The sequence below is a fragment of the Flavobacterium flavipallidum genome, assembly GCF_038289905.1.
Taxonomy (GTDB): Bacteria; Bacteroidota; Bacteroidia; order Flavobacteriales; family Flavobacteriaceae; genus Flavobacterium; species Flavobacterium flavipallidum.
In genome coordinates this window covers 1-12,681 of the sequence record NZ_JBBYHU010000053.1, presented here as the reverse complement: position 1 = coordinate 12,681, position 12,681 = coordinate 1, and the positions used below count along the sequence as shown (strand labels likewise).

Here is a 12,681-nt window from a genome sequence, read left to right as displayed (position 1 = left end):
TTTTTAGCCGAAACTATATCTTGAAAAATCTCAAAAAGCAAAAATGACCGATAATGGATATCTAAAATCGGTCATTTTCTTTAATTTTTATTCAAAAGATAGATTACTTCTGAATGTGCCTTTGTAGTTTTTTGGAAAATATTAAGCATAAAAAAACTCCTTAATTGCTTAAGGAGTTTCTTTGTGGGCGATGAGGGGTTCGAACCCCCGACCCCCTCGGTGTAAACGAGGTGCTCTGAACCAGCTGAGCTAATCGCCCTATTTTTGTTGCTATCATTTCGTGATTGCGAGTGCAAATATACAACCCTTTTTTAGTTGTGCAAGTAAAAAATGAAAAAAATTACAAAATTTCTGCAACTACAAAGGTGCTACCACCTACATATATAAAGTCGTTCGGCTTAGCTGAATCGATGGCTTTTTTATAAGCTTCTGTCACAGAGTGTACTATTGGGCCTTTTAAGTCGTGTTGAGCTGCTTTCTCTTTTAGAATTAATGGGTCTAGTCCTCGGGGAATATTGGGTTTAGAAAAATAATATATGGCGTTTTTTGGAAAAAGCGGTAGTACTTCGTCCAAATCTTTGTCGTTAACTACACCTAAAACGATGTGTAATTGTTCAAATTTTTCTTTTTGAATTTGGTTCAGAACAATTTCCAGTCCGTTTTTATTGTGAGCCGTGTCGCAGATGATTTTTGGAGAAGTTCCTAATTGCTGCCATCGACCCAAAAGCCCTGTGTTTTTTACTACATTTAATAAACCTGTTTCAATATGGTCTTGGCTAATGCTAAAATTCGTTTGTTTATTTAAAACGTTGAGTGTTTGTAAAACCGTTTTCTTGTTGTGTTTTTGATAATCGCCAATTAAATCTGAAGGGAATTCTTTTGTAATTAAATCTGCTGCGAAATAGATTTCAGAATTGGTTTCTTTTGCTTTAGCTTCAAATACTGCTTTTGTTTCGGGAGTGTATTCGCCAATAACTACCGGAATTTCGGGTTTGATAATTCCTGCTTTTTCAAAAGCTATTGATTCAATCGTGTTTCCGAGAAATTGTACATGATCTAAACCGATATTTGTTATTACAGAAATCATGGGAGTAATGATGTTCGTAGCATCAAGTCTTCCGCCCATACCAACTTCGATAATCGCGATATCCACTTTTTCTTTCGCAAAATAATTGAAAGCTAATCCAACGCTCATTTCGAAAAAACTAATATCATTGGCCTCAAAAAAAGCTTTATTAGAGTTGATAAAGTCGCAAACAAAATCTTCAGTAATTTCAGAACCATTAATTTTAATGCGTTCTCTGTAATCTTTTAGGTGAGGTGAAGTGTAAAGACCTACTTTGTAACCTGCTTGCTGTAATATGGAAGCAAGCATGTGCGAAGTGGAACCTTTTCCATTAGTTCCGGCAACATGGATGCATTTTAAATTAGAATGAGGATTACCAAGATGATTGATTAACAAATGTGTATTGGTTAAGTCTTTTTTATAAGCAGAAGCACCTTGTAATTGATACATCGGAAGCTGCTTAAACATCCAGGTTGTCGTTTCTTGATAATTCATGAGGTCTGTAAATAAAAAAAAAACTCAAAGATACTTGAGTTTTTATTATTTAGAGGTATTATTCTCCTAATTTGAAATTAAATGTAATAAATCCGATTTGTGTTTGCGGAGCATTTGGATCAGGACTCCATTTGAAATTTCTAGCGGATGCTAATGCGGGCTCAACCAAGCAAGGATCTGTATTAGTAGTTCCTTTAGTGTATTTTGCGGCTATAACGTTTCCGTTACGGTTTACCGTAATTTGAACGACAACTGTACCGTATTCGTTACACTTTTGTTTTTGTTTATCTCGGCTGCTGATTTTTCTTCCGTTTAATCCCCAACCACTTCCTGTTCCGCTTCCACTTCCTGAACCGTAATAGGTATTGGCATACGGATTTCCGTTTAAGCTTCCTTTATCTCCTGCCTGATTATCATTTCCTTCGCCACCTTTTGCTGTTCCGTTGGATTTTGGACCATTGATTAAGTTTGATATGGCGTCTGTTGTGCTTTTGGAGGGTTTTGGATTCTCTTTGGGTTTTTCTTTAACTTCCTCTTTTGCAACCTCTTTTGTAGGACGGATTTTTTTTGCTTCTTTCATCACAACCGCTTCTTCAATGTCTTGCGACAATACATCGTCATTACTTGCTGTAGCTTGTTTTGCATAGGTAGTTTTGGGTGCTGATTGAATGGCTTCGGTAGGTTGAATGTCTCCGTTTCCAAATTCAGTTGTTCCAAAATTAATAGCGATTCCGTTTTCGGGAGGAGGGTCTAAAGAAGTAAGTCCTAAATATAAGAACAAAATAAAGAGTACCACAAAAATGAGAGTTGTGATAACAAATGATTTCTTTTCTTCTTTTGTTTCTAAATATTTCATGTAGAATAAGTCTGTTTTTTGAATTCAGCACCTAAATTATTTAGGTCTTACGGCTAGAACCACTTTGATTTGGTTTCTGTTAGCAATGTCTAAAACGTTAACTGCTTTTTCAATAGGTACCCCTTCTTCAGCTCTTAGAATAATGGCTTTGTTTTCGTTATTGGCAACTAAAGCTACTAGTTTTGATTCCAGTTCGTTTTCCGGAACAGCTTTTTTGTCAATAAAAAATTCCAGTTTTTTATTGATGCTTACTGCTATGTTTTTGTTGCTGTCTGTTTTTCCTTTTGCTTTAGGTAATACTAAATCCAATGCGTTAGTGGTTACCATTGTTGAAGTTAGCATGAAAAAAATCAATAACAAGAACACAATGTCTGTCATGGATGACATGTTAAATTCGGCAGTAACTTTATTTCGTCCTCTTAAATTCATAATTAGGCTGGGTCGTTTAATAAGTCTAAAAAGTCAACTGCATTGGCTTCCATCTGATGAACAATTTTATCGGTTTTTACAACTAAGTGATTGTAGCCTACGTAAGCGATAATACCAATTACAAGTCCAACAACGGTAGTGGTCATGGCTGTATAAATTCCTTCTGAAAGGGCGCCTACTTCAATTTGTCCGCCGGCAGTTGCCATTTTATGAAAAGCCTGAATCATTCCCACAACTGTTCCTAAGAAACCGGTCATGGGTCCGGCTCCAGAAATGGTAGCGAGCATGCTGACATTTTTTTCCAGTTTGTAAATTTCTAATTTCCCTGCATTTTCAATAGCGGTATCGATATCTTCTAATGGTTTTCCAATTCTGGAAATTCCTTTTTCAATCAATCTGGCAACAGGAGATTGTGAATGGGCACAAGCCATTTTAGCGTTGTCAATACGTCCGTTTTTGATATTGTCTTTAACAATACTCATGAAATTCAGATCTATTTTTGAAGCTGCATTTATAGCCATTAAACGTTCAAAGTAAAGATATAAAGCCACAAAAAGCATCAAAAACAAAGCAATCATAATGGATTGACCTGCTAGTCCTCCGCTGGTTAGGAGTTCAATAATAGATAAGGTTTTTTCAACTGGAACCGCTTCGGCTAAATTTTCACCTGCAACAGATAAGGTATCTGTTTGTAACAATATGCTCATAAATTTTTTCTTTGTTATTGAAACGCTAAGATATTATAAAAATTGCGATTCTATTTGATAAAATTTGAAACAAAATAATGTCTTTTTTGTTTGTTAAGGATAGATATATCCACCACTATGATCTTCTTTTGCTCCGGTTACACTACTCAAAACATTGATTTCATTTCTCAATTTCAAGACTCCAAGTAAAGCAAAAATTAAGGCTTCTTTGAATTCGAGTATTTTCTTTTCAGGTATAACAACGCTCATTTTTGGCAATTGCTTTTGGATACAAAAAATTAAAAAATCATTGTAAGCACCACCGCCGGTAATGAATAAACTTCCTTGTTTTTTTGGTAAAGCAAGAGCAGTTTGTATGGCAATATGTTCCGTGAAAGTTCTTAGTTTGTTTTCAATAGAAATTTTATAACTTTCCATAAGTGGTAAAACGGTTTCTTTGACAAATTCAAAACCTAATGATTTAGGATGTTGTTGCTTGTAAAAGTCCAGGTTGTTGAGTTTGTTTAATAATTCCGAGTGGATTTTTCCTGTACTTGAAATTTTTCCCTTATCGTCATAATTGAGGCCTAATTGGTCCGCATAAAAATTCAAGACGGTGTTAACAGGCGAAATATCGAAAGCAATTCTTTTGCCATTTTCTTCGAAAGAAACATTAGAAAAACCACCCAGATTCATGCAGTAATCGTATTCAGAAAATAAAATTCGATCACCAATAGGTACCAATGGAGCTCCTTGTCCACCCAATTGAACATCTTCGACCCTAAAATCACAAACAATTTTTTGCTGTGTCAAAGTTGCTATTTCCGGAAGATTGCCTATTTGAAGTGTGAATCCGTTTTGAGGTTGGTGCAAAATGGTATGTCCATGAGAGCAAACAGCGTCAAGATTTGTGATTTGGTAATTCTCAATGAAATTGGCAATTATCGTAGAAAGCAGTTGGGTATAATTTTGATTTAAAATATCTAATTCTGCTTTTGAAAAATCTACTGCCGATTTTAATTTTTTTACCCAATCATCGCTGTAAGGAACGGTTTCGCTTTCCAGAATTTGAAAACTCCATTGATTATTTTTTATTTCGAATTGGATGTGAGCCAAATCAACTCCGTCCAATGAAGTTCCTGACATGACGCCAATTAAGTTGTAAAATTCTTTAGTCATCGGTGTGAAATGCAAAACGATTAAAATATTAAAAGCCGAAGTGGCATTTTTTTGAATAAAAGTAAGTAAATTTAGAAAACACAAAAACAATAAGCGAAGATTGTGTGTAGAATTTTGAACTATTTTTTATGTCCAAAATCTATTTGCGGACTTAATTTATAAAAAGTGCTATTATGGATTTCAATTTGACCGAAGAACAAAAAATGATTCAACAGGCAGCCAGAGATTTTGCCCAAACTGAATTATTACCGGGAGTGATAGAAAGAGATGAATTTTCTAAATTTCCAACGGAACAGGTAAAAAAAATGGCCGAATTGGGTTTTTTGGGAATGATGGTTGATCCTAAATATGGCGGTTCGGGAATGGATAATGTTTCTTATGTTTTAGTGCTCAGTGAAATTGCAAAAGTCGACGCTTCATCGGCGGTAATTATGTCGGTGAACAACTCTTTGGTTTGTGCCGGCATGGAGAAATATTGCAACGAAGAACAAAAGCAAAAATATTTAGTGCCTTTGGCAAAAGGGGAGGTGATAGGTGCCTTTTGTCTTTCTGAGCCTAATGCCGGTTCTGATGCTACTTCGCAAAAAACAACAGCTATCGATAAGGGCGATTATTATTTGTTAAACGGAACAAAAAATTGGATAACTAATGGTTCTTCTGCTTCCGTATATTTGGTAATGGCGCAAACACATCCTGAAAAAGGGCACAAAGGAATCAATGCTTTTATTGTAGAAAAAGGCTGGGCTGGTTTTGAAATTGGTCCCAAAGAAAAGAAAATGGGAATTCGCGGTTCAGATACGCATTCTTTAATATTTAATGATGTCAAAGTACCCAAGGAAAATAGAATAGGGGAAGATGGTTTTGGTTTTCAATTTGCGATGACAGTTTTAAACGGTGGACGAATTGGGATTGCTTGTCAGGCTTTAGGAATTGCTACCGGAGCGTATGAATTGGCATTAAAATATTCCCATGTGCGACAGTCATTTGGAAAAGAAATTTTTCAGCATCAGGCCATTGCTTTTAAATTAGCTGATATGGCTACCCAAATTATGGCAGCTAAAATGCTGTGTTTAAAAGCTGCTTCCGAAAAAGATGCCGGAATGGATATTACGCAATCGGGGGCGATGGCTAAATTATTTGCTTCCCAAACCGCTATGGATGTTACGGTTGAGGCGGTTCAAATTCACGGAGGAAACGGTTATGTGGCCGAATATCACGTGGAGCGTATGATGCGAGATGCCAAAATCACCCAGATTTATGAAGGAACCTCAGAGATTCAGCGAATTGTAATTTCGAGAACATTGAGTTCATAATATTTTTCTAATGGAAGAAAGGAACGCAGATTAAGCTGATTTTATCTGTTCAATCCTTGTTATCTGTGGGCTATTTTTTTATTTAGTCCTCTAAGTGAACAATTAGATAGTTTTCATTTAAGCCAATCACTATTTTAAAGCTTTTGTTTATTTTTGTGACATGAAGAAAATTATTATCACAGGAACCAGTAGAGGAATCGGATTTGAGTTGGCTTTACAATTTGCTAATGCCGGACATCAGGTTTTGGCTATTTCGAGAAAAACATCTCAGGAGTTAATTAATCATGAAAATATCAGTTGTCTTTCGGTTGATTTAGCCAATGAATCGGAATTAGAAAAAGTGGAAAGTTTTCTAAATTCGAGTTGGAAACAAGTGGATGCTGTGATTCACAATGCGGGAAGTTTAATTTGTAAACCATTTGAAACTTTGACCCAGGCTGATTTTGAAAATGTATATAAAGTAAATGTTTTTGGAGTAGCTAATTTGACTCGTATTTGTATTCCGTTTTTACAAAAAGGAAGTCATGTAGTGACTATTAGTTCGATGGGAGGAGTACAGGGTAGTTTAAAATTTGCCGGATTGGCCGCTTATAGTTCGAGTAAAGGTGCTGTGATTACCCTTTCTGAATTATTAGCCGAAGAATACAAAGAAAAAGGGATTTCTTTTAATGTTCTGGCTTTGGGGGCTGTACAAACAGAAATGCTTCAAGAAGCTTTTCCAGGTTATCAAGCACCAATTTCGGCTGAGGGAATGGCTAATTATATTTTTGATTTTACACTGAACGGAAATAAATATTTCAACGGAAAAGTATTGCAGGTTTCAACGACTAACCCATGATGAAAGTTAGGAGTTAAGTGTTAGGCGTTTTTGCATGAATAAAGAAAATGCGCATAAACTCATAACTCACAACCCATAACCCATAACCCATAACTTATAACCCACAATTTAAATTGAGCGACTCATTAGCAAAATACCTACCTGAACACGCAGTCAAACCCGCTTTTGAGTTGATTGTAGAAAACAGGGTGCATTTAAAAATTGTCAATGAAAGAGCTACCCGACATGGCGATTACCGTAAAGCTTTGAATGGTAAGCACGAAATCACGGTAAATGGAAGTTTGAATAAATACCGCTTTTTGATTACGCTAATTCATGAAATTGCACATTTGGTCGCTTTTGAGAAATTTGGTCGGAACATCAAACCGCATGGAAACGAATGGAAATATGTTTTTCAGCAATTGATGGTTCCGTATATTCGACCTGAAATTTTTCCTAATCAATTGTTGCCATTGTTAGCCAGGCATTTTCGAAATCCATCTGCCAGCAGTGATACTGATACTACTTTGTCATTGGCACTAAAACAATTTGATAAAGAGAACGATAAAAATTATGTTTTTGAAATTCCTTATGGCAGTGTCTTCCGAATCAAAAACGGTAAGATTTTCAAGAAAATTGCGGTTCGAACGAAGCGTTACGAATGCCTTGAAATCAGTTCCGGACGATTGTATTTATTTAATCCAAATGCTGAGGTAGAGTTGATTAGAAATTCCAGTTAATAAATAAATTTAAAAATAGAAATTCCAAATTCCAATCCCGAGACTAGACTTCGGTATAAAATTGGAATTTGGGATTTTTGATTATTTGAAATTTTAAAAGAGTTATTCTTTCAAATGTGCTTCTCTTACTTTTTTAAATAAATTAGAAGAATACACAAAGGCGACTACGGCTTCGTTATCAGTTCTAAAGATTTCTTCTTTATTGCCTTCCCAGGCTTTTACGCCATTTTTTAAGAAAAGGATTTTTTCGCCTATTTCCATTACCGAGTTCATATCGTGCGTATTGATTACGGTAGTGATATTGTATTCTTCGGTAATTTCTTTGATGAGGTTGTCAATCAAAATAGAAGTGTTTGGATCCAATCCCGAGTTAGGTTCGTCACAAAATAAATACTTCGGGTTGTTTACAATGGCACGGGCAATCGCCACACGTTTTTGCATACCTCCTGAAATTTCAGAAGGTAATTTATGATGGGCATCAATTAGGTTTACCCTTTTCAAAACAAAATCAACACGGTCTTTGATTTCAGATTTACTTTTATTAGTAAACATTTTCAAAGGAAAAGCTACGTTTTCGGCTACACTCATGGAGTCAAATAGCGCACTTCCCTGAAATACCATGCCTATTTCGGTGCGTAATTCTCTTTTTTCATCATCATCTAAACTAGAGTAAATACGTCCGTCGAAAGAAATAGTTCCTACTTCAGGATGATGAATTCCTAATAAACTTTTTAATAATACCGTTTTTCCTGAACCACTTTGCCCAATAATCAAATTGGTTTTTCCGGTTTCAAAAACAGTACTAATTCCTTTAAGGATTTTACTGTCTCCAAATGATTTTTCAACATCTTTAACTTCTATCATGATCCTAATAATAACTGTGTTAATATATAATTGAAAAGAATGATGGAAACCGAGGTCCAAACAAACGAAACGGTACTTGCTTTTCCTACTTCGAGTGCGCCACCTTTCATGTAATAGCCATGAAATGAAGGTATCGTTGCTAATAACATAGCAAATATGACTGTTTTGATAAAAGCATAGGTAATGTGAAACGGAATAAATTGCATTTGTGCTCCCGTAATAAAGTCGGTGCTGGAAGTGAAGCCTCCGTAAACCCCGGCAATCCAACCACCCAATATTCCTAAAAACATACTGATTCCAATCACAAAGGGATATAATAATAAGGCTATGATTTTAGGGAAAACCAAATAATTTAAGGAGTTTACTCCCATAACTTCCAAAGCGTCAATTTGTTCCGTTACACGCATGGTTCCAATGCTAGAGGTGATGAATGATCCCATTTTTCCGGCCATAATAACTGAAATAAATGTTGGTGCAAATTCTAAAATCACCGATTGACGTGTAGCAAAACCAATAAGATATTTTGGGATTAATGGATTGGTTAAGTTCAAAGCGGTTTGAATAGACACAACCCCGCCTACGAAGAAAGAGATAAAAGCAACAATTCCAAGTGAACCAATAATTAAATCGTCTATTTCCTTAAAGATAAGATTGCGCATCATTGACCATTTGGTCTGTTTGCTGAAAATCTCTTTGAGCATTAAAAAATATCTTCCTATTTGCGATAAATATCGAATGAGCATCATAGTTTTTTGAATATGGTCAAAAATAGTTATAAGTTATGAGTTTTGCGGTATGAGTTCCTGCTTTTTCAAAGAGCCAGCTACTCAAAACAACTTTTCTTTCATCTTTTTTAAACGGTATTGACGAATAAATAGAGCTTGTTCTTCATTAACTAACAGCGGTTTTTTTTCTGATTTTGCTTTTAGAAAACCTTGGATATAATCAAAAAACAACAAAGGTTTCTTTTTCATCATTGCTAATTTTGCGGAAGCGATAGCAGTAATCCAAAATCCGTAACCCAGCGTGTAAAAAGCTTCTCCCTGCTTGTAACGTGCCGTTTTGTTATAGTTGGCTCCTGTTGGTTTTAGGTGTTTTACTTTTAAAGATTCATCTGTAACGACTTTCCAATTGTAGAATTTACAAAGTAATTCGTCAACGGTATCCCAACCCATTTGTGGACGTAAACCGCCAATTTCTTTAAAAGTAGCTTTGCGGTAGGCTTTCAAAGCACCGCGAATATGATCTTTATCGGTTAGGTTTTCTAAAACCCAATCGCCATTTTTTTCGATGTAGCAAAATCCGCCTACCATTCCTATACGTTCATCGGATTCAAAATGTTTTGTGATGGTTTCGAAATAGTTGTTTGGAAAAATAAGATCAGCATCCAGTTTGACTATCACATCATAATCATCATCCAGAGTTTCAAAACCTGTTTGAAAAGCCTGAATTACTTTGCTTCCGGGTAAATGAATCGCACTTGATTTTTTTTCTACCAATGATATATACGGATTGTCTTTGGCGAAAGCCTGAACAATCTCGGCAGTTTTATCAGTCGAATTGTCATTGACAATTACGATTTTTTTTGGTAAAAGGGTTTGAGTGGTTAAGGATTCTAAGGTCAAAGAAATAAATTCTTCTTCGTTGTGAGCCGGAATTACAAGGTAATATTTCATTTTTTTTCAAAGTCTACTGCAAATATCATTATTTTTGCAGGGATTAAAAAATATACTTTCGATTGGAAAAAAAAATTACAGTTGTTATAGTAACTTATAATGGAGAAATCTGGGTAAAAAAGAATATGAATTCTTTGCTGAAATCCAGTTATCCTATTGATATAATTGTAGTAGATAATGCCTCGACTGACCAGTCTGTTACACTTTTGAAAGAATATAAAAATATCCAATTAATAGAAAGTAAAGTCAATTTAGGTTTTGGCAAAGCCAATAATATCGGGATTGATTTGGCACTTAAAAATGGTTCGGATGCTGTTTTTTTATTGAATCAGGATACCTGGATTTATGAGGACAGCATAAAAAACATGGCTGAAATTCTTTTTGCCAATCCTGATTTTGGAATAGTTAGTCCTTTACATCTTTCACCAGACGAAGTTACTTTGGATAGCAGTTTTGAAACTTATTATTCCAGATTTCAAACAGGAATGGATTCGGATACTGTTCGTATTGTTCCTTTTATAAATGCTGCTGCATGGTTAGTGTCTAAAGAATGTTTTCAAAAAGTTGGTTATTTTGATCCTGTTTTTAATCATTATGGTGAAGATAGAAATTTTTGTACTCGCGTTTTATTTCATAAATTCAAAATAGCAGTTGCAAAAAAAGCAGCCATTTGTCATGATAGAATGGTAAAGTTAAGCAGTAAAAAAATAGAGTTACAGTCTCAATATTTGGTTTTGAATCAGCTGATTGATTGTAATTATTCTTCTTTTACAGCCTTGGTGTTTGGATTGAAATCGGTTGTGGGATTGCCTAAATTTCATGCTAAATCAGAAGGTTTGTCTAAGTCTTTTGGACTTTTTTATAAATTACTGTTTTATTATTTGGGTTTATTAACCGATTATAAGACAATACAGCGCATTCGTAGAAATTCCAAAAAAGGAATTAATGGAACCGATATAAAAAGCTATGCAAAATAAAGCAGATCATCGTCAGGCTTTTTTCTTTACCCTAATTAACTATGTGGGGATTTTGATAGGGATTTTTTCTACCCTTTTTGTGTATCCTAAAAATAAAGAAATGCTTGGAGTTTTTAGGTATGTAGAATCTTTAGCGCAGGTTTTGTTTCCCATAATGCTTTTAGGAGTTTCCCAGGTTTTGATAAAATTTGGGCCTAAATTAGACAAGTATCAGGAAAAACAATTGTTTAATTACAGTGTTTTGTCTATTCTTTTTATGAGTTTTCTGGTTTTGATTGCCATTGGTGGTTCCTCATTATTTTCGGTTTTTAAGCATTTGGATTATGTTTATTTGGCTTTTTCAATGGGACTTTTTCTGGCGTTTATCGATTTGTTCAAGAAACAGGCTACGATTATTCAAAAGATTTCGGTGCCAACTTTTTTTGACAATATAGTGCCTAAATTAGCATTACCGGCCATTTTTCTTTTGGTTTTAAACAATTGTGTTTCTTCTGGCGGGTCTTTGGTTTTGTATGCTATTTCATATGGTTTAATAGCTTTGTTTGTGGCTGTTTATTTGTTTTGTTATTTTAAACCCGTTTTCAGGTTTGACTTTAAATCCTTGTTTACGCAAATAGATAAAAAAGAAATGTATCGCTTTTCTTTGTTTGCCTTTGCGGGAAGTTTGGGCTCTGTGTTTGCTTTTAGAATCGATGCTATTATGATTCCAAAGTTTATCTCTATGGAAGCAAATGGTTCGTTTAGTATTGGAGTAACGCTGGCATCAGCATTGGCGATTCCGGCAACGGGGATTTTTACTTTGTATGCGCCAATAATTTCCAATTTTATCAAGAACGATATGATGGAAGAACTGAATCTAAAGTATAAGGAGATTTCAAAATTGCTCTTTTTTATCGGGGCGATTCTTTATAGTTGTATTTTTTTAGGAATAGAAAATCTGTTTATGCTGTTGCCTACTCACGAAAATTTGATGGCTTCGGTATCTGTTATTTTGATTTTAGGATTCAATGTTCTGGTGAATATGGGAACGGGTTTCAATGGTGAAATTATTACCTATTCTAAATATTACCAATTTAATGTTATTGCTATCTTAGTCCTGGTAATCCTGAATGTAACATTGAATATTCTTTTTATAAATGTATTTCATATGGGGATAGAAGGAGTTGCTTTTGCTTCATTGATTGCGATGGTACTTTTTAACCTTTCGAAATTGATTTTTATTTATCAAAAATTTAAATTGTTTCCTTTTGATCAATCTTATTTGAAATTGGTCGTTGTGTTTTCGGCTGTGCTTTTATGCTGTTATTTTTTACCAAATTTGCAGAATAATTGGTTGAATTTAATTTGCAAAACGGGGCTTTCAATGCTCTTGAATTTGGGAATTATCTATAAGTTGAATTTAGTGTATTCCTATAATTTTTGGGTCAATAAGATGTTGGCAAAGTTGAAATCAAAATAAGATAGGCATATTCATAATACCTCAATCTATTGTTTTTCATAAAAATAGGTATTATATTAGAAGAAACAAACCCCGAAATTGCTCAAAAGGAGTCAAAAACGGGGTTTTCTTTTATAGTGTGATG

The 12,681-nt window shown here is 34.7% G+C and carries 13 protein-coding genes and 1 tRNA gene; 5 read left to right on the top strand and 9 right to left on the bottom strand.

Annotated elements, in window-relative coordinates; translation table 11 throughout:
- Positions 1 to 184: 184 nt before the first annotated feature.
- The 6 genes from AAEO59_RS16050 to AAEO59_RS16025 all read right to left on the bottom strand — a co-directional run bounded on the left by AAEO59_RS16050 (position 185) and on the right by AAEO59_RS16025 (position 4,711).
- Positions 185 to 259, bottom strand: a tRNA-Val gene (locus AAEO59_RS16050).
- Between the two features lie 81 nt (positions 260 to 340).
- The gene (locus AAEO59_RS16045; RefSeq protein ID WP_341701765.1) at positions 341 to 1,561 is read right to left on the bottom strand and encodes a bifunctional folylpolyglutamate synthase/dihydrofolate synthase; all 1,221 of its coding nucleotides are present in this window, start codon (positions 1,559 to 1,561) and stop codon (positions 341 to 343) included.
- A gap of 58 nt (positions 1,562 to 1,619) precedes the next feature.
- Complete coding sequence (locus AAEO59_RS16040; protein ID WP_341701764.1) at positions 1,620 to 2,417, bottom strand: energy transducer TonB family protein; 798 nt, start codon at positions 2,415 to 2,417, stop codon at positions 1,620 to 1,622.
- 36 nt (positions 2,418 to 2,453) lie between these two features.
- Complete coding sequence (locus tag AAEO59_RS16035; protein ID WP_341701763.1) at positions 2,454 to 2,846, bottom strand: ExbD/TolR family protein; 393 nt, start codon at positions 2,844 to 2,846, stop codon at positions 2,454 to 2,456.
- A gap of 2 nt (positions 2,847 to 2,848) precedes the next feature.
- On the bottom strand, positions 2,849 to 3,553 hold the full coding sequence (locus AAEO59_RS16030; RefSeq protein WP_341701762.1) for a MotA/TolQ/ExbB proton channel family protein: 705 nt from the start codon (positions 3,551 to 3,553) through the stop codon (positions 2,849 to 2,851).
- A gap of 93 nt (positions 3,554 to 3,646) precedes the next feature.
- Positions 3,647 to 4,711: an anhydro-N-acetylmuramic acid kinase gene (locus tag AAEO59_RS16025; RefSeq protein WP_341701761.1), complete on the bottom strand. Its 1,065-nt coding sequence runs from the start codon at positions 4,709 to 4,711 to the stop codon at positions 3,647 to 3,649.
- A gap of 173 nt (positions 4,712 to 4,884) precedes the next feature.
- Between AAEO59_RS16025 and AAEO59_RS16020 the strand changes: the two genes are divergently transcribed.
- From AAEO59_RS16020 to AAEO59_RS16010, 3 genes are all read left to right on the top strand, one after another.
- On the top strand, positions 4,885 to 6,024 hold the full coding sequence (locus AAEO59_RS16020; protein ID WP_341701760.1) for an acyl-CoA dehydrogenase family protein: 1,140 nt from the start codon (positions 4,885 to 4,887) through the stop codon (positions 6,022 to 6,024).
- 160 nt (positions 6,025 to 6,184) lie between these two features.
- The gene (locus AAEO59_RS16015; protein ID WP_341701759.1) at positions 6,185 to 6,862 is read left to right on the top strand and encodes an SDR family NAD(P)-dependent oxidoreductase; all 678 of its coding nucleotides are present in this window, start codon (positions 6,185 to 6,187) and stop codon (positions 6,860 to 6,862) included.
- A 113-nt stretch (positions 6,863 to 6,975) separates the two neighbouring features.
- Complete coding sequence (locus tag AAEO59_RS16010) at positions 6,976 to 7,581, top strand: SprT-like domain-containing protein (protein WP_341701758.1); 606 nt, start codon at positions 6,976 to 6,978, stop codon at positions 7,579 to 7,581.
- Between the two features lie 102 nt (positions 7,582 to 7,683).
- Here AAEO59_RS16010 and AAEO59_RS16005 read toward each other — a convergent pair whose 3' ends face one another.
- From AAEO59_RS16005 to AAEO59_RS15995, 3 genes are all read right to left on the bottom strand, one after another.
- Positions 7,684 to 8,445 (bottom strand): ABC transporter ATP-binding protein, encoded by a 762-nt coding sequence (locus AAEO59_RS16005; RefSeq protein WP_341701757.1) that lies wholly within the window; start codon positions 8,443 to 8,445, stop codon positions 7,684 to 7,686.
- Positions 8,442 to 9,191: an MlaE family ABC transporter permease gene (locus AAEO59_RS16000; RefSeq protein WP_341701756.1), complete on the bottom strand. Its 750-nt coding sequence runs from the start codon at positions 9,189 to 9,191 to the stop codon at positions 8,442 to 8,444. The genes AAEO59_RS16005 and AAEO59_RS16000 overlap by 4 nt, the downstream gene beginning before the upstream one ends.
- 81 nt (positions 9,192 to 9,272) lie before the next feature.
- Positions 9,273 to 10,121, bottom strand: a complete 849-nt coding sequence (locus tag AAEO59_RS15995; RefSeq protein ID WP_341701755.1) for a glycosyltransferase — start codon at positions 10,119 to 10,121, stop codon at positions 9,273 to 9,275.
- Between the two features lie 62 nt (positions 10,122 to 10,183).
- Here AAEO59_RS15995 and AAEO59_RS15990 point away from each other — a divergent pair, with 62 nt between their 5' ends.
- Both AAEO59_RS15990 and AAEO59_RS15985 read left to right on the top strand, forming a co-directional pair.
- Positions 10,184 to 11,098 carry a glycosyltransferase family 2 protein gene (locus AAEO59_RS15990; RefSeq protein WP_341701754.1) on the top strand — a complete coding sequence of 305 codons (915 nt, stop codon included), beginning with the start codon at positions 10,184 to 10,186 and terminating at the stop codon, positions 11,096 to 11,098.
- Positions 11,088 to 12,557 carry an MATE family efflux transporter gene (locus AAEO59_RS15985; protein WP_341701753.1) on the top strand — a complete coding sequence of 490 codons (1,470 nt, stop codon included), beginning with the start codon at positions 11,088 to 11,090 and terminating at the stop codon, positions 12,555 to 12,557. The genes AAEO59_RS15990 and AAEO59_RS15985 overlap by 11 nt, the downstream gene beginning before the upstream one ends.
- Positions 12,558 to 12,681 lie beyond the last annotated feature (124 nt).